The organism is Curtobacterium sp. PhB78, assembly GCF_003751685.1.
Taxonomy (GTDB): Bacteria; Actinomycetota; Actinomycetes; order Actinomycetales; family Microbacteriaceae; genus Curtobacterium.
In genome coordinates this window covers 15,234-34,987 of the sequence record NZ_RKIA01000011.1, presented here as the reverse complement: position 1 = coordinate 34,987, position 19,754 = coordinate 15,234, and the positions used below count along the sequence as shown (strand labels likewise).

At 72.0% G+C, this 19,754-nt stretch carries 16 protein-coding genes; 8 read left to right on the top strand and 8 right to left on the bottom strand.

Features of this window, described 5'->3' with window-relative positions; genetic code table 11:
- Positions 1–5: 5 nt before the first annotated feature.
- Both EDF53_RS18605 and EDF53_RS18600 read right to left on the bottom strand, forming a co-directional pair.
- Entirely contained in the window at positions 6–1,724 is a 1,719-nt protein-coding gene (locus EDF53_RS18605) for a dihydroxyacetone kinase family protein (RefSeq protein ID WP_123294932.1), read from the bottom strand.
- On the bottom strand, positions 1,721–3,118 hold the full coding sequence (locus EDF53_RS18600; protein ID WP_123294931.1) for an MFS transporter: 1,398 nt from the start codon (positions 3,116–3,118) through the stop codon (positions 1,721–1,723). The genes EDF53_RS18605 and EDF53_RS18600 overlap by 4 nt, the downstream gene beginning before the upstream one ends.
- Positions 3,119–3,298: 180 nt before the next feature.
- Here EDF53_RS18600 and EDF53_RS18595 point away from each other — a divergent pair, with 180 nt between their 5' ends.
- Both EDF53_RS18595 and EDF53_RS18590 read left to right on the top strand, forming a co-directional pair.
- A complete protein-coding gene (locus EDF53_RS18595; protein WP_111086527.1) occupies positions 3,299–4,048 on the top strand; it encodes a FadR/GntR family transcriptional regulator in 750 nt (249 codons plus the stop codon).
- A gap of 183 nt (positions 4,049–4,231) precedes the next feature.
- Complete coding sequence (locus EDF53_RS18590; protein WP_123294930.1) at positions 4,232–4,915, top strand: bifunctional 2-polyprenyl-6-hydroxyphenol methylase/3-demethylubiquinol 3-O-methyltransferase UbiG; 684 nt, start codon at positions 4,232–4,234, stop codon at positions 4,913–4,915.
- A gap of 22 nt (positions 4,916–4,937) precedes the next feature.
- Here the strand turns inward: EDF53_RS18590 and EDF53_RS18585 are convergent, their stop codons facing one another.
- The 4 genes from EDF53_RS18585 to EDF53_RS18570 form a co-directional block, all read right to left on the bottom strand.
- Entirely contained in the window at positions 4,938–5,843 is a 906-nt protein-coding gene (locus tag EDF53_RS18585; RefSeq protein ID WP_123294929.1) for a sugar phosphate isomerase/epimerase, read from the bottom strand.
- Positions 5,840–7,093: a DUF993 family protein gene (locus EDF53_RS18580; RefSeq protein ID WP_123294928.1), complete on the bottom strand. Its 1,254-nt coding sequence runs from the start codon at positions 7,091–7,093 to the stop codon at positions 5,840–5,842. Before EDF53_RS18580 ends, EDF53_RS18585 begins: the two co-directional genes overlap by 4 nt.
- Positions 7,090–8,292 carry a Gfo/Idh/MocA family protein gene (locus EDF53_RS18575; protein ID WP_260216163.1) on the bottom strand — a complete coding sequence of 401 codons (1,203 nt, stop codon included), beginning with the start codon at positions 8,290–8,292 and terminating at the stop codon, positions 7,090–7,092. Before EDF53_RS18575 ends, EDF53_RS18580 begins: the two co-directional genes overlap by 4 nt.
- Positions 8,293–8,696: 404 nt before the next feature.
- Positions 8,697–9,752 (bottom strand): LacI family DNA-binding transcriptional regulator, encoded by a 1,056-nt coding sequence (locus EDF53_RS18570; RefSeq protein ID WP_123294926.1) that lies wholly within the window; start codon positions 9,750–9,752, stop codon positions 8,697–8,699.
- 246 nt (positions 9,753–9,998) lie between these two features.
- Here EDF53_RS18570 and EDF53_RS18565 point away from each other — a divergent pair, with 246 nt between their 5' ends.
- The 6 genes from EDF53_RS18565 to EDF53_RS18540 all read left to right on the top strand — a co-directional run bounded on the left by EDF53_RS18565 (position 9,999) and on the right by EDF53_RS18540 (position 17,337).
- Complete coding sequence (locus tag EDF53_RS18565) at positions 9,999–11,279, top strand: ABC transporter substrate-binding protein (RefSeq protein WP_254067257.1); 1,281 nt, start codon at positions 9,999–10,001, stop codon at positions 11,277–11,279.
- Between the two features lie 80 nt (positions 11,280–11,359).
- Positions 11,360–12,334: a carbohydrate ABC transporter permease gene (locus EDF53_RS18560; RefSeq protein ID WP_207895555.1), complete on the top strand. Its 975-nt coding sequence runs from the start codon at positions 11,360–11,362 to the stop codon at positions 12,332–12,334.
- A complete protein-coding gene (locus EDF53_RS18555; protein WP_260216151.1) occupies positions 12,331–13,254 on the top strand; it encodes a carbohydrate ABC transporter permease in 924 nt (307 codons plus the stop codon). Before EDF53_RS18560 ends, EDF53_RS18555 begins: the two co-directional genes overlap by 4 nt.
- Positions 13,254–14,936, top strand: a complete 1,683-nt coding sequence (locus tag EDF53_RS18550) for a hypothetical protein (protein WP_123294924.1) — start codon at positions 13,254–13,256, stop codon at positions 14,934–14,936. The genes EDF53_RS18555 and EDF53_RS18550 overlap by 1 nt, the downstream gene beginning before the upstream one ends.
- Entirely contained in the window at positions 14,933–16,858 is a 1,926-nt protein-coding gene (locus EDF53_RS18545) for a DUF6807 family protein (RefSeq protein WP_123294923.1), read from the top strand. The genes EDF53_RS18550 and EDF53_RS18545 overlap by 4 nt, the downstream gene beginning before the upstream one ends.
- On the top strand, positions 16,855–17,337 hold the full coding sequence (locus tag EDF53_RS18540; RefSeq protein ID WP_123294922.1) for a tetratricopeptide repeat protein: 483 nt from the start codon (positions 16,855–16,857) through the stop codon (positions 17,335–17,337). Before EDF53_RS18545 ends, EDF53_RS18540 begins: the two co-directional genes overlap by 4 nt.
- Positions 17,338–17,608: 271 nt before the next feature.
- Here EDF53_RS18540 and EDF53_RS18535 read toward each other — a convergent pair whose 3' ends face one another.
- Positions 17,609–17,827: a PLDc N-terminal domain-containing protein gene (locus tag EDF53_RS18535; RefSeq protein WP_123294949.1), complete on the bottom strand. Its 219-nt coding sequence runs from the start codon at positions 17,825–17,827 to the stop codon at positions 17,609–17,611.
- A 482-nt stretch (positions 17,828–18,309) separates the two neighbouring features.
- On the bottom strand, positions 18,310–19,743 hold the full coding sequence (locus EDF53_RS19505; RefSeq protein ID WP_134195974.1) for a GAF domain-containing serine/threonine-protein kinase: 1,434 nt from the start codon (positions 19,741–19,743) through the stop codon (positions 18,310–18,312).
- Positions 19,744–19,754 lie beyond the last annotated feature (11 nt).

Below are 19,754 nucleotides of genomic sequence, written 5' to 3'. Positions count from 1 at the left end.
CTTCCTTACTTCTCGGCCAGCGTCGCGAGGACCGCGGCGGTGATCAGGGAGAACGAGATCGCGCCGGCGTCGGGGGTGCCGACCGCGTCCTCGCCGTGGGTGCGGGCGCGGCCCATCTTCGGCAGCAGGTCAGCGGTCGCGTCGGCGGCCGCAGTCGCCGCGGCGGACGCGGCCGACCAGGCACGGACCAGGTCGTCGCCGGCCGCGACGCGGTCGGTGAGGACCTGGTCGAACGGGACGATCGCGTCGACCATGGTCTTGTCGCCGGGGACGGCGCCGAACGCGAGGACCGCCTCGGTGGCGGCGTGCACCGCGCTCTGGACCGCGGCGGCTGTCGGACGCTCGTCGTCCCCGAGGACGCGACCCAGTGCCTCCAGGGCGGCTCCCCAGATCGCGCCGGACGTGCCACCGGCCTTGTCGGACCAGGCATCTCCGGCGATCGCCAGGACGCTGCCGGCGCCGGCGCCGCGCGTCACCGCGTCCGCAGCGGCGCGGTCCGCGGCGGTGGAGCCGCGCTGCATGCCGATGCCGTGGTCGCCGTCGCCGGCGACGGCGTCGATGCGACCGAGTTCGTCGGCGTGGTCGTCGATGGTGGTGCGGATGGCCGTGATCGCCTCGGCGACCCGGGCGGCGGACGCCTGCGACGCCTCGGTGCCCGGCGTGACCGGTGCCTGCTCGTCCGCGGCGAGGGCCTCGGGTGCGACCGGCTGTTGCGGGACGGCACCGCCCTTGCGGTACGCGGGGCTGTCGGCGGGCGCGCCCCAGAGCTGCTCGAGTTCGTCGTCGAGCCAGAAGAGCGTCAGCGAGACGCCGGCCATGTCGAAGCTCGTGACGAGTTCGCCGACCTCGGGCTCGACGACCACGGCACCGGCCGCGGTGAGCCCGCGCTGCACGGCGCCGAAGACGACGAAGAGCTCCTCGTACTTCACGCTGCCCAGGCCGTTGAGGATCGGGACGACGCGTGCCCCGTCGACGACGACACCGGATGGCAGCTCGGTGAGGAGCTTGTCGACGAGCAGTTCGGCCAGGCCGGACGCGGTGGGGACGTCAGCCTCGGCGATGCCGCGTTCGCCGTGGATGCCCATCCCGATGGCCATCCGACCCTCGGGGACGGTGAAGAGCGGTTCGTCGGCTCCGGGGAGCGAGCAGCCGGAGAAGGCGACGCCGAAGCTGCGGGTGCGGTCGTTGGCGCGTTCGGCGACGGCCGTGACCTCGTCGAGCGTCCGGCCCTGCTCGGCCGCAGCGCCGGCGACCTTGAAGACGCAGAGGTCACCGGCGATGCCGCGGCGCTTGTGGGCTTCGGCGCTCGGGGCGGAGGCGACGTCGTCGGTCACCCGCACGGTGCGGACGTCGATCCCGCTGTCGGCCAGTGCCCGCGCCGCAGCGTCGAAGTTGAGCACGTCGCCGGCGTAGTTGCCGTAGCTCAGCAGCACCCCGCCGCCGTGCTCGGACGCCTTCGCGACCGCCGTGACCTGCTGGGCGCTCGGGCTGGCGAACAGGTTCCCCATGGCCGCACCGGCTGCCAGGCCGTGACCGACGAGTCCACCGAAGGCCGGGTAGTGGCCGGAGCCACCGCCGACGACGAGCGCGACGGTGCCCTCGGGGCTGGTGGTCGAGCGGGCGACGCCGCCGTGGACCTTGCGGACCCGGGCCTGGTTCGCGGCCACGAAGCCGTCGACCATCTCGTCGGCGAAGTCGGCCGGGTCGTTGAACAGGCGGGTCATGCGTGGCTCTCCTGGGTCGTGGTCGTCGTGGCCTGCGCCGCAGCGTCGGCGTCCCGTCGTTCGTTCCGCTTGGTGTTCCGACCGAGCACGAACATCAGCACGCTCGACAGCACCATGAAGAAGCCGACGATGAACATCGGGACCTGGTAGCCGCCGGTCCACCCGCTGACGACACCCGTGATGTACGGGGCGGCGAACCCACCGAGGTTGCCGATCGTGTTGATGAGCGCCACACCCGCGGCAGCGGCGGCACCGGTCAGGAACTGCGTCGGCACGGTCCAGAAGTTCGGCAGCGCGGCGAAGATCGCGCAGGCGGTGACCGCGATGACGGCGATCGTGGCGGCCGGGCTGTTCATGTAGAGCGCGACCGGGATGCTCAGGCCGCCGACGAGCGCGGGGACGGCGATGTGCCAGACCCGGACGCCACGGCGGAAGGCGTCACGCGACCAGAAGTACAGGACGACCGCGGCGGGGACGTACGGGATCGCCGTGATCATGCCCTTCTGGAACAGGTCGAACGTGGTGCCGAACTGCTCCTGGAAGCCGTCGATGATCGTCGGCAGGAAGAAGCTCAGTGCGTAGAGGCCGTAGATGAAGCCGAAGTAGACCGCGGCGAGCATCCAGACGCGGCCGGAACCGAAGGCTGCACGGAGACCGCCCTTGGCGTGCCCGTCTCCCCCGCCCTTGGCCTTGTTCTCGGCTGCGAGGGCACCCTCGAGCCACAGCTTCTCGTCCTCGTCGAGCCACTTCGCCTGCGACGGCTTGTCCTTGAGGACGAAGAGGCACAGGACGCCGACGATGATCGCCGGGATCGAGACGCACAGGAACATGAAGCGCCAGCCGGCCAGACCGCCGAGCATGCCCTCGTGGGTCATCAGCCAGCCGGCGAGCGGGGAGCCGATGACGCTCGTCAGGGGCTGGGCCAGGTAGAACAGCGCGAGCATCTTGCCGCGGTGCCGGGCGGGCACCCACGTCGACAGGAACAGGATCGCGCCGGGGAAGAAGCCGGCCTCGGCGATGCCGAGCAGGAAGCGCAGCCCGACGAGCTGCGGGTAGTTCTGCACCCACGTGAAGAGCAGCGAGACGATGCCCCACGTGATCATGATGCGCGCGAGCCAGATCCGCGCGCCGAACTTGTGGAGCGCCAGGTTGGAGGGCACCTCGAGCACGAGGTAGCCGATGAAGAACACGCCGGAGGCGAACCCGAACTGGGCGGCGGTCAGACCGAGGTCCGCCTCCATGCCGTTCGGGGCCGCGAAGGAGATCGCGGTGCGGTCGAGGAAGTTGATGAAGAACATCAGTGCCACGAACGGCACGATGCGGATCGCGATCTTGCGGATGGCCGTCTTCTCGACGACCGAGGTGGGGATGCCTCGCGTGGCGGGGATGTCCACGATGACTCCTGCTCGGTGGGGGTGGTACGACTCCGACCCGTGCTGCTGCGCCCGGACGGAGCGGGCGCATCGGTGCGCCTGGTCCAGTGTGCGGATTCGAATCCGACTTGTCAACCGGTTGACCAAACCATCCCGAGTGCCTCGAAGCCCAACCGGTTGACCGAACGGTACGCTCACTGCATGCCCGCGTTCAGCCCGGACGACCCCCTCAACATCCGACTCGAACTCGAGTCCGTGCCCGCGGGGTCGCCCGCCTCCGAGGTCGCCCGACAGCTCGTGTCCCTGCTCACCGCGGGTGAGCTGGCCCCCGGTTCGCGACTGCCGTCCGAGCGGATCCTGGCCGAACGGCTCGGTGTCGGCCGCTCCGCCGTGCGCGAGGCCCTGGCGGCCCTCGAGATCCTGGGCATCGTGCAGATCCGGCCCGGCTCGGGCACGTACCTGCAGGGCGGCACCTCGGACCTGCTGCCGACGACGCTGTCGTGGGGCCTCATGCTCGCCTCGAACCGCACCCGCGAGCTGCTCGAGGTCCGGTCGTCGCTCGAGCGCACGGTCGCGATCCTCGCCGCGCAGCGCGCCACGCCCGAGCAGGTCGCGGAGCTCGGCGAGTACCTCGTCCGGCAAGAGGCCACGCTCGACGACCCCGAGGCCTTCATCGACGCCGACGTTCGCTTCCACGTCCTGCTCGCCCGGGCCGCGGGGAACGACGTGCTCGGCGACCTGCTGCAGAGCCTGCGCTCGATGCTCAGCGTGTGGGTCGGCCGCCGCGTGCAGACCCGCCAGGCCACCGAGGCCGCCTACGACGAACACCGCGCGATCTACGAGGCACTCCGGGCCGGCGACGTGCCCGCCGTGCAGCGGGCGATGGACGAGCACATGGCCACGGCGAGCGCCCGCATCGAGAACGCGGAGCCCATCCCTCCCGCCGAGTAGCGGGCGCGTGCGGCGCGTGCGCTTCGTGAGCAGAAATGGTCGGGTCCGTGGCGGCGACCCGACATCTTCTGCTCACGATCGGGCGGCCGGGAGGCGCGGTGCGGGTCCGCCTCGCACCGTGCGACGTTGCTGGGGCGGCAACAGGGCTTGGGTCGGGCCCGGCGGGTGCGCTGGAGTGGGCGGATGCATGCACACGAGACCACCACCGATGGCGTCGGCTCCCCCACCGCCTCGGCCCGCGACTGGTGGGAGCAGCGGTACGCCGAGCGCGACGGGATCTGGTCGGGCCGGGTGAACGCGGTGCTGGCCGACGTCGCCGGGGCGCTGCCGACGGCGCCGGGCGGCGGTGCGCGCCGCGCCCTCGACCTCGGCTGCGGTGAGGGCGGCGACGTCGTCTGGCTCGCCGAGCAGGGTTGGGACGCACTGGGGGTCGACCTGTCGGTGACGGCGATCGAGCGCGGTTCGCGGGCGTCCGTGTCGGCCGGGGTCGAGGAACGGACCGCGTTCGTCGCCGCCGACCTCGCGACGTGGGAGACGGCTGCGCGCTTCGACCTGGTGACGGCGTCGTTCTTGCAGTCGTGGCCGGTCGAGATCCCGCGCGCGGAGATCCTGCGCCGGGCGACCGGGTTCGTCGCGATCGGCGGGCACCTGCTCGTCACCGCGCATGCCGCCCCACCGCACGACGACCTGCCGGCCGAGATGCGGGAGTACCGGTTCCCGACGCCCGACGAGGACCTGACGGCCCTGCAGCTCGACGGCTCGTGGGACGTCGTCGCCGCCGGACTCCGGCCGCGCACCGCGACGACTCCCGACGGCGACCCGCACGAGGTGCTCGACAGTGTGGTGCTGGTCCGCCGCGCGCGCTGACGACGGCTGCAGCGCGGGACGGTCAGCGTAGGAGCGGCACCGCGGCGTCGAACGCCTGCACGACGCGGGCCACCACTTGGGCGGGCGGGGTGTCCCAGATCGTCTGGTTGAAGAGCTCGACCTCGACGTCACCGGTGTACCCGGCAGCGACCACCGCGTCCGTCACCGGCCCGAAGTCGACGTGGCCGTCCCCCGGGTAGCCCCGGGACAGCAGCGGGTCCGCCGCGATCGGGGTGGTCCAGTCGCACACCTGGTACGACGCGATCCGCCCGGCAGCCCCGGCGCGGGCGATCGACGCCGCGAGCGCCGGGTCCCACCACACGTGGAACGTGTCGACGACGACCCCCACGGCAGCGGCCGGGAACGGCGCCGCCAGGTCGATCGCCTGCGCGAGCGTGGACACCACGGCACGGTCCGCGGCGTACATCGGGTGCAGCGGCTCGACGGCGAGCTGGACACCGGCGTCGAGGGCGTGCGGCACCAGGTCGGCGAGCGCATCGGCCACCCGGCCCCGGGCGTCGACCAGGTCGCGCGACCCCTCGGGCAGTCCCCCGGCGACGAGCACGAGCACGGGCGCCGAACCGGGTGCTCCGGCCGCGGCGAGGGCGGCGGTCTCGTCGATCGCGCGGCGGTTGTCGTCGAGCGCCTGCTGCCGCGCGGTTCCTGGCGGGAGCGTGAAGAAGCCTCCGCGGCAGTGCGACGACACCCGGAGTCCGGAGTCCGCGACCATCCGGACGGCCTCGGCCAGTCCGACCTCGGCCACGGGCTCCCGCCAGGTGCCGATGGCTCCGACGCCGGCCCCGGCCACGGTGTCGAGCGCCCGCCGGAGCGGCGCGTACTTGATCGTCGCCTGGTTGACCGACAGCCGCGGATGCGGCGCAGCACCGGCGGACCGGACCGGCGTGACGGCGTCCGCCGCGGTCGTCACGCGACCACCTCGGCGACGGTGCGGTCGACGGCGGGTGATCCGGGCCTCCCGGTCGGCCCTGTCTCCACGCCGGCCACCGTGAGCAGCGCGTGCCAGCGCGAGGCGGCGAGGTCCGGGTGTTCGAGGGCGCCGCAGGCGTTCGCGAGCCGGACGGTCTCGGACAGGTGCGGCAGGGAGCGGCCGGCGTGCTGGCCGCCGACCATCTGGAAGGCGGGCTGGTGGCCGTTCAGCCAGGCGAGGAACGCGATGCCGGTCTTGTAGTGCCAGGTGGGGGCGCTGAAGACGTGGCGGGAGAGCGCCTCGGTGGGGGCGAGGAGGACACGGTAGGCGGTCTCGTCGGGCAGGGCCCGGACGGCGGCGGAGGCGATGGGGGCGACGGCGGCGAAGGCGCCGAGGAGGGCGTCGGAGTGGGCTCGGCCGTCTCCCGCTACGAGGTCCACGTAGTGGAAGTCGTCGCCGGTGAACATCCGCGCGGTCGCGGGCAGCTGGGAGCGGAGGGCGACCTCGGCGCGGGCGTTCAGCAGGCTCATCTTGATGCCGGAGACCTTCGGCCCGGCGTCGCGCATGATGTCGAGCACGGTGTCGGGGCCTTGCTGCCCGCCGAAGTAGCCGGCGAGGGCGGGGTCGAAGGCCTCCCCCAGCCAGTGCAGGACGACGGGGGCGCTCGCCCGCTCGATGACCCGGCCGTAGACGCGGCGGTAGGTGCTGGCGGCGGCGTTGCTGCTGTCGCTGTCGCTGTCTGCGCGCTGCGCGAGTCGGGCCAGGTGGCGGCTCGCCATGAGCACGACGCCGGCGCCGGCATCCTCGGCGTGGTGGAGCTGGGCGACGTAGGCGTCGACGACCTGCTGCTCGGTGGGCAGGTCGTCCCCGTCGTCCGGCAGGTCGTCGGTGTTCACGCCGACGACGATGCGGCCGCCGACGGACTGCGCCTCGCGGGCGCTGCGGGTGATGAGTTCGCGCGTCGCGGCCGGGTCGAGGCCCATGTTCCGCTGCGCGGTGTCCATCGCGTCGGCGACGCCGAGTCCCCACGACCACAGGTGGTGGCGGAACGCGAGGGTGGCGTCCCAGTCGAGGTCGGCCGGGGCGCCGGGGGTGTTGTCGGCGGCGGCGCGCGGGACGACGTGGGCGGCCGCGTAGACGAGGCGCTCGCTCAGGGGCGCGGTCGGCTTGGCGGCGGCCGTGACCGTCGGCGAGTTCAGGGTCGCCCGGCTGGTCGTGCCGTCGGCGGCGAGGAGGGTGAGGTCGGTCATGCGCGTGCGCCGACCGTTTCGGTGTGCTGGGCGACCTCCGGCGTCTCGACCTGGAGGCGCGGCTCGGCCCCCGTGGGCAGGTGCAGCTCCGGCAGGTCCACGCGTCGACCCTCGGCGCTGGACCGCAGGCCGGCCTCCGCCAGCGCCACGCCGCGGGCACCGGAGAGCAGATCGTAGGGGTGCGGGCGGCCGGCGACCAGGTCCTGCAGGAAGTCCTCCCACTGGGCGCGGAACCCGTTGCCGAACACCTCGTTGTCGGGGACCTCGAGCCACTGCGCCTTGTAATGGCGGTCGTCCTTCAGGTCGGGGTTCCACACCGGCTTCGGCGTCGCCGTCCGGGGCTGGATGCGGCAGCCGAACAGCCCCGCGACGGCGCTGCCGTGGGTGCCGTCGACCTGGAACTCGACGAGCTCGTCACGGTCGACCCGGACCGCCCAGCTCGAGTTGATCTGCGCCGTGATGCCGCCGGCCAGGTCGAAGACGCCGTAGGCGGCGTCGTCCGCGGTCGCCGGGTACTCGTGGCCCTGCTCGTCGGTGCGCTGCTCGATGTGGGTGACGGCGCGGGCGTACACGGACTCGACGCGGCCGAACAGCTGCTCGAGCACGTAGTTCCAGTGCGGGAACATGTCGACGACGATCCCGCCGCCGTCCTGCTGCCGGTAGTTCCAGCTCGGGCGCTGTGCGGTCTGCCAGTCCCCCTCGAACACCCAGTAGCCGAACTCGCCGCGGACGCTGAGGACCTTCCCGAAGAACCCGGAGTCGATCAGGCGGCGGAGCTTCCGGAGGCCGGGCAGGTAGAGCTTGTCGTGCACGACGCCGTTCGGCACCCCGGCCTCGGCGGCCAGTCGGGCGAGTTCGAGCGCTTCCGAGGAGGTCTCGGCGGTCGGCTTCTCGGTGTAGACCGCCTTGCCGGCGGCGATCGCCTTGCGCAGGGCGTCGGCGCGGGCGCTCGTGACGGCGAAGTCGGCGAAGACGTCCCAGCGCGGGTCGGCGAGGGCGGCGTCGAGGTCGGTCGTCCAGTGCTCGAGGCCGTGGCGGGTGGCGATCTCCTCGAGCTTCGCGGCGTTGCGGCCGACCAGGATCGGTTCGAGCTGCACGCGGGAGCCGTCCGGCAGCCGGAGTCCGCCGTCCTCGCGGATGGCCAGGATCGACCGGACGAGGTGCTGGCGGTAGCCCATCCGTCCGGTGACGCCGTTCATGATGATGCCGATGGTGCGCGTGGTGGTCAACGCGTGCTCCCTTGCTCGCTGTGGCCTGCTCTCCGCGTGGTGGAAAGCGCTTGCCCGGAACCGTACACCACGCCCGGCGCGCTGCAGTAGTACCCGAACACGAACGCACACGCGCGGCCGGGCCCGGCGGCGGCGGCCCGCGCCCGAGGTTCCGAGATCTCGGAACCTCGGCGCGCCAGGCGGCACTCCGTGGAACCTCGGCGCCGAACCCGCGGCGTGTTGTGGAACCTCGACGTCCGAGCGTCGGCGTGTCGCGCGCCCTCGAGCCCGACCGGCCGCCGGCGCCGCCGCACTCAGTGAGCAGAAAAGGTCGAGTGGCGGCGCCGGACCCGACCTTTTCTGCTCACGAAGCGCCCGCGAAGCGCCCCGCCGCGCTACCGCGCCGTGCTCGCGCGCAGGACGACCTCGCCGTCGATGGCACCGTCGGCCTCGAGCCCCAGCGCCCGCCGCACCGCCCGCTCCCCGATCTCCTCGAGCGGGAGCCGCACCGTGCTGAGCGCCGGCACGACGTCGGCGAGCATCTGCACGTCGTCGAACCCCGCGACGCCGACGTCGACCCCGGGGACGAGCCCACGCTCCCGGATCGCCGCGACCGCCCCCACCGCCATCAGGTCGGTGACCGCGAACACGCACCGCGGCAACGCCCACGCGCTCCCGGCCGCCCGGTCGAGCAGGGTCACCATCGCCTGGTACCCGCCGTCGCGCGTGAACGCCGACGGCACCACCGCGTCGTCCGGCACCCGGATGCCGTGCGCGGCGAGTCCGGCGACGAAGCCCTCGACCCGGGCGTGCGCCGTCGCCAGGTCCGGGTCGCCGGACAGGACGGCGAAGGAGTCGTGCCCCTGCTCGACCAGCGCTCCCGCCAGGGCCGCGGCACCACTGAGGTTCCGGATGACGACCCCGTGCACGCCGGGCACCCCGGCGGCGGCACCGTCGAGGTCGGACACGAGCGCGGACACCCCGGCACCGGCGGCGACGAGTGCGCCGACGGCAGCTGCGGAGTCCGACGCTCCCGACGTCTGCCCGGCACCGAGTCGACGACTCACGGCGAGCACCACGGCCCGCGGACGGAGTCCGGCGACGACGCCGAGCACCGCGGCCTCGCGCGAAGGATCCCCGCCGGTCGAGGTGATCGTCACCACGAGCCCGGCGTCGTCGGCAGCCCGGATCGCCCCCGCGGCGATCGCGGCGAAGTACGGGTCGGCGATGTCGCCGACGACGAGCGCCAGGGTCGTGGTGGTCCCGCGAGCGACGGCCTGCGCCTGCACGTTGGCGGTGTACCGGAGCTCGTGGGCGGCGGCCTGCACCCGGTCTACCGACTCCGGTCGGACCTTCCGCGTGCTGCCGTTCAGCGCCCGCGAGGCGGTCGCGAGCGACACGCCTGCGAGCTCGGCCACGTCGGCCAGGGTGACGGTGCCTCGCTCGGGCATGTCGTGCCTCCAGTCCGGTCCGCGCCGTGCGCGGTCTGTGGCGAGGATAGCGATTTCCCGGGAGGCCCGACCAGCGTCCGCGCCGTCAGCGCGGCCATCCGAGACGGCTGGTCACATTGTCAGAACATCACGCAGGAAAGCGCTTGCCATGAGCGCTCACGTCGTGTAGACCTGGGGTCCTCGGCCGAGACACCCCGAACGCTCGCCCACGGCAGACGCCAGTGGTCCCGAACGAAAGCAGTGACGATGAAGTCATCCAAGAGAATGCTCGCGCTCGCCGGCGGCATCGCCGCACTGGCCCTGTTGAGCGGCTGTGCCTCCGGCAGCTCCGGCGACGGCGGCAAGGTCGATCAGCTGACCTTCTGGCTCTCCACCTCCACCGCGCAGGAGAAGGGCTACCAGGACCTCGCCACCGCGTACGAGAAGAAGACCGGCGTCACGGTCAAGATCGTGAACCTGCCGTACGACGGACTGCAGACCAAGCTCCGCGAGTCCGCGCAGGCGAACTCGCTGCCCGACGTCGTGCGCGCCGCCGGCATCGACCCGATCTGGACCGGCAAGACCGTCGACCTGGCCTCGATCGTCGACGACGACGCGAACAAGATCGACCAGGACATCATCGCGAAGGACGACGACGGCAAGGTCACCTCGATCCCGTCCGACGTCACCGCCGCCGGCCTGTTCGTGAACAAGTCGCTGTTCGAGAAGGCCGGCGTCGACTACCCGACCGACCCCGCGAAGGCGTGGACCTGGGACGAGTTCCTCACGGCCGCCGACAAGGTGAAGGCGAAGACCGGCGCGAAGTACGACATGGTGTTCGACTCGTCGCCGTCGCGTCTGCGTGCCTACATGTTCACCAAGGGCACCGACTTCATGCAGCAGGAGAAGGACGGCTCCTTCCCGACCGACGCGAAGACCGTCGACGCACTGCAGGACTTCGCCGACATGAACGACGACTCGGTCATGCCGAAGTCGGTGTGGACGAGCGGCCAAGACCCGAACGCCCTGTTCAAGAGCGGTCAGGTCGTCGCGTACTTCTCGGGTGTCTGGCAGTCGTCGGACTTCGCGTCGAACATCACCGACTTCGACTGGGCGAGCGCCGCCACCCCGGCCGACCCGACCCACGCCACCGAGATCAACTACGGCGGCAACATCGTCGGCTTCGAGAACTCGGACGCCCGCGGTGCCGCGGCCAAGAAGTTCATCGACTACATGTACGACCCGACGAACTACGCGAAGCTCGTGACGACGAACGGCTTCCTGCCGGTCGAGACCGGGCTGGACATCCAGTACCCGTTCGAGTCCCAGGCGGCCAAGGACTCCTTCGCGCTCTACCAGAAGGAGATCGACGCAGCAGACCCGATCTCGAGCTCCTACGCCAAGGAGAGCGCGAAGTGGGCGGTCGAGGGCAAGGAACTCGGCACCGATCCCACCACCGCCGAGGTCGGCAAGCTCATCAACGGGCAGCAGTCGGCCAAGAAGACCCTCGAGACGATCACGAAGTACTACGAGGAGCACGTCGGCTGACGGAACGGGGTCGGGCGCACGCGTCCGGCCCCGTTGTCTCTCCTTCCACAGCAGCACCACGTCGAACGAAGAGGATCATCGTGAGCATCCCCACCGCAGCCGGTGACGTGCAGACCGCCGTCCCCACCCCGGTGCCGCCCCGTCGGCCCGGAGCCGCGAAGACGACGAAGCGCCGCCGCTCCGGCGTCAGCAAGCCCGTCCTCGCCCCGATCCTGTTCGTGAGCGTCAACGCCGTCCTGTTCGTCGTGTTCTTCGTGTGGCCCGCCGTCATCGGCCTCGGCTACTCGTTCACCGACTACAACGGCGTCGTCGACCCGAAGTTCATCGGCCTGGCGAACTACTTCGAGCTGTTCGCCGACGACACCTTCTACGCAGCCCTCGGGCGCACCTTCCTCTACGCGATCGTCGCCGTCCCGCTCGGCTTCGTCCTCGCACTGTCGATGGCGCTGATGCTGACGAGCCCGGCGGCGAAGGGCCGCAGCGTCGCCCGCATCGTGTTCTTCGTGCCGTGGCTCATCTCCCCGATCGTCACCGGTGTGATCTGGCGGTGGATGTTCGGCGAGAACTTCGGCCTGGCGAACTTCGTCATCGAGTCCCTCGGTGGCAAGGCCGTGCCGTGGCAGTCGAACGCCGACCTCTCGCTGCTCGTGGTGGTCTTCGCCACCGCGTGGGCCGGAGCCGCCTTCAACATGCTGCTGTTCGTCGCCGCGATCCGGAACGTGCCGCAGTCCTACTACGAGGCAGCGTCCCTCGACGGGGCCGGCGCCTGGCACCAGTTCCGGTACATCACGCTGCCGAGCATCGCGCCGACGTCGTTCATCGTGATCCTGCTGTCGTCGCTCGGGGCGTTCAAGGAGTTCGCCACCATCCAGGCGCTCAACGGCGGCGGACCCGGCACCGACAACAACCTGCTCGTGCAGTACATCTACACGAACGGGTTCCAGAACGCCCACATCGGCTACGCGAGCGCAGCGTCGATGGTCCTCATGCTCATCCTCATGGCCATCGCGCTCATCCAGTTGGCCGTGAACCGTCGGACGGAGGCCCGTCGATGACCGCCACCCTGCCCAGCACCCCCGGCGCACCCGCAACCGACAACACGACCAAGAGCAAGAGCAAGAGCAAGAGCACGACCAAGACCAAGCGCCTCGACGGCCCGCCCCGTCCGAAGGCCATCGCCGCCACCGCCCTGCTCTGGGTCTTCATCATCGCCTTCGGCTTCCCGGTGCTCTGGTTCGTGCTGAGCGCCTTCAAGCCCGGCGGCGAACTGTTCTCGTACCCGCTGACCCTGCTGCCGAAGAACTGGTCGGTCAGCGGCTTCACCGAGGCGTGGGCGAGCTACGACTTCGCCCGCTACTTCGGCAACACCGTCATCGTCGCGCTGGTCACCACCGTGCTCACCGTGCTGGCGAGCGCCGCCACCGGCTACGCCCTGGCGAAGTACGACAACAAGTGGCTCAAGGTCTTCTTCGTCTGCATCCTGGCGACGACCATGCTGCCGACCGAGGTCATCCTCGCGCCGACGTTCATCGTCATCCGCGACCTCGGCATGTACGACTCGTTGGCCGGCATCATCGTGCCGTCGGTCATCACCGCGACCGGCATCTTCATGTTCCGGCAGTTCTTCATCACGGTGCCCGACGACCTAGTCGAGGCCGCGCGCATCGACGGTGCGAGCGAGTTCGGGATCTTCTGGCGGATCATGCTGCCGATCTCACGGCCGATCATGCTGACGCTCGCGATCTTCTCGTTCCAGTGGCGGTGGAACGACTACATCTGGCCGCTGCTGGTGCTCAACGACCCGCACCAGTTCACGATCCAGATCGCACTGCAGAGCATCGTCGGTGCCGAGAACGTCAACTGGACCGTCCTGCTCGGTGCCTCGGTGATCTCGATCATCCCGCTCGTGCTCATCTACCTGGTGTTCCAGAAGTACGTGAACGGCGCGGACCTCAACGCGGGACTCAAGGACTGATGGGGTTCCTCGACGCGGTCGGCCCGGCCACGGACGCCGCCGTCGCGCGCCTCCGGCTCGCCGACGACGATCCGGCTGCGCTGCAGCACCGGGAACTGATGGCGCGTGCCCTCACCCTGGTCGGGGCGTGGGTCCGGAACGAGCGGACGGGAGGCCCGGGTTGCCTTCCCGACGACGACCTCGCCACCGCGCACGGCTGGGTCCGGCACGTCGCGGCCCGGCAGTCCCCCGGCGGCACGTTCGTCGGCGGCGACAACGTGCTCTCCCCGCCGGACTCGGCGTTCACGGTGAACGACGTCTGCGACGCCCTCGAACTGCTCGCGCCGTACCGGGCGTCGGTCCCGGCGGCCGCGGTGCTCGCCGACGACCTCGACCGGATCGTGCACCGTGCGACGCCGGCGCTGCTCACCGGTGGCGTGCACACGCCGAACCACCGGTGGGAGGTCTCGGCCGCGCTCGCCCGGATCCACCGACTGCACCCGGCACCAGCGCTGGTCGCGCGGATCGAGGAGTGGCTCGCCGAGGGCGCGGACATCGACGCCGACGGGCTGTGGTCGGAGCGCAGCCCGAACTACGCGGCGGCCGTCTCGTGCCCGTCGTTCCTCGTCCTCGCCTCGGTGCTCGACCGGCCGGAACTGCTCGACCCCGTCCGCCGGTCCCTCGACGCCACCCTCGCGCTGCTGCTGCCCGACGACACCGTCGAGACCGTCCAGTCCCGCCGTCAGGACCAGTCGCAGGCGTTCGGCATCGGCGCGTTCGCTCCCCTGCTCTGGCACCTGGCCGTGCTCGACGACCGCGCCGACCTCGCCGCCGTCGCTGCCCGGGCCGCCGCCGCGGATATGTGGCAGCCCGGTGCGGTCGCGGCCCGCGCGATGACGGATCCGCTGCTCGCCCGCCCGTTGCCCGTCGGTGCGCCGCTCGAACCGGCCGTGCACTCCTTCGCCGACGCCCGGCTCGTGCACGTCCGCGAACAGGACCGCAGCGTCGTGCTGTTCGCCGGGTCGGACGTGCCGTCGCAGGGCCACGTCCGATCAGGCCTGGCGAACAGCCCCACGTTCCTGCGGGTGTTCGCCGGCTCGGTCGTGCTGTCCGACGTCCGGCTGTCGCGGGAGTTCTTCGGGCTCGGACCGTTCCGTCCGACCTCGCTGGAGTCCCTCGGCGACGGGCGGTACCGACTCGTCGAGACCGTGTCCGCCGGCTACCACCAGCCCCTGCCCGCCGCGGCTCGACGGACCGACGGCGCGTACACGCTCGGTGACGAGGGCCGGTTCTCGGCGTCGATGTCCTTCGGCGCGCGCGCGGCCGACACCGTCTCCCTCACCACGACGGTCGACGTCACCACCACGCCGGACGCGGTCTCGCTCGACGTGACGACCGAGGGCGCCGACGTGCCGTGGTCGCTCCAGCTGACGTTCCGCGGCGGGGGTACGTTCACGGGTGTGAGCACCGACGCCGCGACCGGGGAGACCGTCCTCGCCGACGGGACCGGCACCTACCGGGTCGGCGACGACGCCGTGTCCTTCGGGGCAGGCAACGGCAGCGGCCCGACCCAGCCGGCGTTCTACGCGCCCGGACAGGACTACGCGTTCCTCGGCGGCACCGACCGACCGGACGGCGAGCACGTCCACGTCACCGGGCGCTCCCCCGGCACGACGCGCATCACGATCGGCACCGCTCGATGACCCTCCCCGGCGTGGCGCTCGTCGGAGCGCGTGGTTACGGCCTGCACCACCGGGCGAACATCGACCGTCTCGTCGCCGCGGGGGTCTGCACGCTGACCGCCGTCGTCGACCCCACGCTGGGCACGACCACCGACGACGGGGCGGTCGTCGTGGCCGACGTCGTGGCAGCACGCGACCACGGCCCGGTCGACGTCGTCGTCATCGCTGCCCCGATCGCCGCGCACCTGCCACTGGCGCTCGCTGCCCTCGAGGCCGGTGCTGACGTCCTGCTCGAGAAACCCCCGGTGACCACCCGCGACGCGCTCGACACCCTGCTCGACGCCGAGCAGCGCACCGGCCGCGTCGTGCAGGTCGGGTTCCAGAGCCTCGGGTCCGAGGCGCTGCCGGCGTTCCGTGACGGGTCGCTCGTCGGTCCGGTCCGCTCCGCCGCGGCCGTCGGCACGTGGACGCGGAACCAGGCGTACTGGGACCGCTCCGGGTGGGCCGGACGGCGTCGGGTCCAGGGCGTCGACGTCCTCGACGGCGTCGTGACGAACCCGCTCGCCCACGCGGTCGCGACGGCCCTGGCGCTCGTCGGCTGCCGTCGGGCGTCCGACGTCAGGCGCGTCGAGGTCGAGCTGTTCCGGGCGAACGACATCGAAGGCGACGACACCTCGGCCGTCCGGGTCACGACCAGCGCCGGGCTCGAAGCCACCGCCGCTCTGACCCTCTGCGCTCCGTCCGAGGTCCTGCCGACCGTTCGGGTCCGCGGCACCGCCGGGAACGCCGTGCTGCACTACACGGCCGACGAGGTCACCATCGGCGACACCACCCGGACCGTCGGCCGGACGGACCTGCTCGAGAACCTGCTCGCCCACCGGTCCCGCGGCGACGAACTGCTCGTCCCCCTGGTCTCCACGGGTGCGTTCGTCGAGGTGCTCGAGGCCGTCCGTGTCGCCGAGCCCGTCCGCATCGACCACCCCTGGGTGACGTGGGAGGGCGAGGGGCCTGCCCGTCGTCCGCTCGTCGCCGACGTCGAGGCGATCGTCGACCGCGCCGCCGACGCACGAGCGTTGTTCTCCGAGGTCGGCGCGCCCTGGGCCCACACCGCCCGCGACGAGGTGCTGCAGGTCCTGCGCGTCAGCGGGGCCCCGGTGGCCACGGAACTCGACGGCTCCGGGACCATCGCGACGTCGTCCCCGCGCCCGTACCTGCACCCCGTGCGGACCCTCGGCGGCACCGTCCTGAGCGCCCACCACCCGGCCGACCACGACTGGCACTGCGGTGTCGGGGTCGCGATCCCGGACGTCGACGGCGTGAACTGCTGGGGCGGCCGCACCTACGTGCACGGTCCGGGCTACGTGTGGCGCGACGACCACGGCCGCGTCGACGTCGTGCGTGCCGAGCAGCACCCAGCCCCGCACGGCGGCGGCACGGTCCAGGAACTCGTCTGGCGCGGCCCCGACCACACGGTCGTCCTGCACGAGGACCGCACCCTCGCCTGGCGCGCCGTCGACTCCGGGTGGGAGCTGACCTGGTCGTCCTCGTTCCGAACCCCCGGCGACGCCGTCGTGCACCTCGGCGGTCCGGGCAGCAACGGCCGGGTCGGCGCCGGGTACGGCGGGTTCTTCTGGCGCTTCGCCGACTGCACCGACGTGGTCGTCCGGACCGCTGACGCGCAGGGCGAAGCGGCGGTGCACGGCTCGGTCGCGCCCTGGGTGGAGTGGTCCGCGGTGTTCGAGGGAGGGCCTGCGACGATCCGGCTCGAAGCGCTCGACCACCGCGATCCCTGGTTCGTCCGGGCCGCCGAGTACCCGGCGATCGGTTCGGCCCTCGCCTGGCGTGCGCCGGCGCTCGTGCACCCCGGTGTCCCGCTCGTCCGGTCCTTCCGCGCGACGATCGCCGACGGTGCGACGCCGGGCGGCAATACGCTGGACCGATGAGCACCGCAGACTGGGAAGCCCGCATCGCCGCACTCTGGGCCGACGACACGATCGACGACCAGCAGCGCATCGACCGCATGCGCGAACTCGCCGACGCTGCGCCGCACCCGGCCCTCGGCGCGTTCGAACTCGGCGGCGCGAACGACTCCGGCGGCCACGAGGCCGAGGCCGACGTCCACTACGCAGCCGCCACCGCCGCGGGACTCGCCGACGTCGATCCCGCCCGTGCAGCGCAGATGGTCGTGCAGCACGCCTCGACCCTGCGGAACCTCGACCGCGTCGACGAGGTCATCGCTATGCTCCGCGACGCCCCGGAACACCCGTCCACCGGTGCTGCGCCGAAGGTGTTCCTCGCGCTCGCCCTGCACAGTGCGGGCCGTCACGACGAGGCGCTCCGTGTCGCGATCGAGGCCGTCGAACCGACGCTCCCCCGCTACCACCGCTCGGTCCGCGCCTACGCTGCTGCCCTCACTGAGTGAACTGCACGAGCCGGGCGACGGTGAGGGCCCGGCTCGCGGGGACGCGGACGTCCCTCCCGTCCGGTCGCGACACCCGAATCGCGGCGGGACGAGCTGCGGGGCAGGACAGGAAGGAAGCGTCGACGCTCGACAGAGGCCCAGAGAGGCGCTCCCTCCCCACGGGTCGATCGTGCTTCGACCACTTGCGGATTCGGGTTCCGTTACCTCGCACAGCATGCGCCTGCGCGGCCTGAACCGATAGGGGCAGTGCCCGATCAGCCGGGATCGGCGGTCAGGCGTTCCGTCGCTGCAGCGCTTCTGCAGCCTTGCCGAGCAGCCAGTTGACGGCCCAGCCCAGCACGCCGATGACCGGCAGTGCCAGGATCACGAGCGTCCAGAGGACCTTGACCACGAGCGTGCGCCGACGGTCACGCCAGACCTGCACGAGCGCGAGGACCTCGAGGGCCAGCATCAGCAGGAGCACAATCACGTGCGACTCGGACAGGTCCATGAACACAGTGCAATCCCTCCGTGGCGGCCGCTGCCGCGCAACGAACCGACGGTAGGGCCGACGCCGCCGCCCACGCCACCTCCCGTCCAGGTGTCACCGAGCCACCGTTCCCGCACCCGCAACATCTCCCCACTCCCGCGAACGGGCGAAATACCCCGGCCGGCCAGCTCCTCACCCCGGCATTTCGCCCGCTCGCGCGAGCGGGCACTCGTATTCCACCGGATGCATGCGAGTTGCGGCATGCGACCGCGAGCGGGCGAAATGCCCGGGTCGCGGGGCGCGCAACCCCGGTATTTCTCCCGCTCGCCGTCGAGCGCGCGCCGACCGGGCGAGCGAGCAGGCCGGCGGGAGGCGCGCAGGCGGGCGCGCGGGCGGGCGGGCAGCCGTCCGCGGGCGGAACCGAGGCACGAGGCGTGACCGCGGGCGGACGGGAGGCGCGGGGCGGGCCCGCACCGGCCCTCCCGTCCGCCAGCGGCGACCGTCTAGGGCCGCGCGCCCTCCTGCGGGACCGCCTGCGCGACCGGCAGGGAGTCGCTCGTCGTGCGGAGCGACTCCTGCCGGATCTCGAGCTGTGTGACGGCGAGCGCGGCCAGGTCGTGCAGGTTGGCGAGGTCGCCCTCCGTCGCCTGCCGCGGCTTCGTGTCGAGCACCGCGAGGGTGCCGATCGGAACACCGTCGTGCCGCACGAGCGGCACGCTCACGTAGAACCGGATGCCGAGCGCGCCGGTGACGAGCGGGCTGTGCTGCATGTCGGGGTGGATCGACCCGTCCGGGATGACGACGGGGACCGCGACGGGCGCGAAGCCGTTGCCGAAGTTGATGTTGCGCGCTGCTTCGTCGACGCCCTCGGCGATGTACGACTGCGACCAGGCGCGGTCCTCGTCGAGCACCTCGACCAGGGCGATGGGCGCGTCGAACAGGCGGGCGGCCATCGCGGTGGTGCGGTGCAGGGCCTCGTCGGGCAGGGTGTCGAGCGTCGCCGGGCGGGCTGTGTCGGCGTCGGCTCGCGGCGCACCGGCAGCGGCGGTCGGAGCCGCGGCGGTGGTGTCCACGACGTGGTCGGTGCCGGCCGTCTCGGTCATGACGACGTCGCGCAGCATCGTGACCAGCTCGGCGCCGGCGGGGCGCGCGGCCGGGTCCTGCGCGGTCATCGCACGGAGCAGTTGCTTCCAGTGCTCGGGCAGTGGCTCGGGCACGACCGGGTCGCGGGACAGCCGGGCGACCGCGGACTCGACGAGCGAGCCGGGGAACTCGCGGCGGCGGGTGAAGCACTGCAACAGCACGAGGCCGAGCGAGTAGACGTCGCTCGGGCTCCCGACGTCGCCGCCGCGGGCCTGCTCGGGGCTGAGGTAGGCGGCGGTGCCGGTGGTGACGCCGTCGGCGGTCATGCGTTCGACGCCCGCGGCGAGCGCGATGCCGAAGTCGGTGAGCCGCGCGCGGGCACGGTCGGAGTCGTGGCCGTAGTCGACGAGCAGGATGTTCGACGGCTTGATGTCGCGGTGCACGACGCCGTGGCTGTGGATGTAGTGCAGCGCCTCGGCCATGTCGTAGCCGATCTCGGCGATGTGGCGGGAGGCGAGCGGGCCGACGGCGAGGCGTTCCTCGAGGTCCTGGCCGACGACCAGCGCCATCACGAGGTACCGCTGGTGGGTGCCGTCGTGGCCGGTGACGACGCCGGTGTCGAGCAGGCTGACGAGGTTGTGGTGCTCGAGCGAGGCGAGCACGCCGAGTTCGGCCTCTTGCCGGGCGATGTCGACCGTGCCGGCGTGGAACACCTTGACGGCGACGGGGCGGTGCAGGCTCTCGTCGATGCCGCGGTACACGACGGACATGCCGCCCTGGCCGATGGCGTGTTCGAGTCGGTAGCGCCCGTCGAGCAGTGGGGCCGCGGACTGGGGGTCCTCGGTCGGACTCATCGAACCTCGTT

Excerpts from the sequence above, each read along its gene's own strand:
- EDF53_RS18580 (WP_123294928.1), bottom strand. The coding sequence starts at position 7,093 with ATGACCGACCTCACCCTCCTCGCCGCCGACGGCACGACCAGCCGGGCG.
- EDF53_RS18570 (WP_123294926.1), bottom strand. The coding sequence starts at position 9,752 with ATGCCCGAGCGAGGCACCGTCACCCTGGCCGACGTGGCCGAGCTCGCA.
- EDF53_RS18595 (WP_111086527.1), top strand. The coding sequence starts at position 3,299 with ATGCCCGCGTTCAGCCCGGACGACCCCCTCAACATCCGACTCGAACTC.
- EDF53_RS19505 (WP_134195974.1), bottom strand. The coding sequence starts at position 19,743 with ATGAGTCCGACCGAGGACCCCCAGTCCGCGGCCCCACTGCTCGACGGG.
- EDF53_RS18535 (WP_123294949.1), bottom strand. The coding sequence starts at position 17,827 with ATGGACCTGTCCGAGTCGCACGTGATTGTGCTCCTGCTGATGCTGGCC.
- EDF53_RS18575 (WP_260216163.1), bottom strand. The coding sequence starts at position 8,292 with ATGAACGGCGTCACCGGACGGATGGGCTACCGCCAGCACCTCGTCCGG.
- EDF53_RS18605 (WP_123294932.1), bottom strand. The coding sequence starts at position 1,724 with ATGACCCGCCTGTTCAACGACCCGGCCGACTTCGCCGACGAGATGGTC.
- EDF53_RS18590 (WP_123294930.1), top strand. The coding sequence starts at position 4,232 with ATGCATGCACACGAGACCACCACCGATGGCGTCGGCTCCCCCACCGCC.
- EDF53_RS18540 (WP_123294922.1), top strand. The coding sequence starts at position 16,855 with ATGAGCACCGCAGACTGGGAAGCCCGCATCGCCGCACTCTGGGCCGAC.
- EDF53_RS18550 (WP_123294924.1), top strand. The coding sequence starts at position 13,254 with ATGGGGTTCCTCGACGCGGTCGGCCCGGCCACGGACGCCGCCGTCGCG.
- EDF53_RS18545 (WP_123294923.1), top strand. The coding sequence starts at position 14,933 with ATGACCCTCCCCGGCGTGGCGCTCGTCGGAGCGCGTGGTTACGGCCTG.
- EDF53_RS18565 (WP_254067257.1), top strand. The coding sequence starts at position 9,999 with ATGAAGTCATCCAAGAGAATGCTCGCGCTCGCCGGCGGCATCGCCGCA.
- EDF53_RS18555 (WP_260216151.1), top strand. The coding sequence starts at position 12,331 with ATGACCGCCACCCTGCCCAGCACCCCCGGCGCACCCGCAACCGACAAC.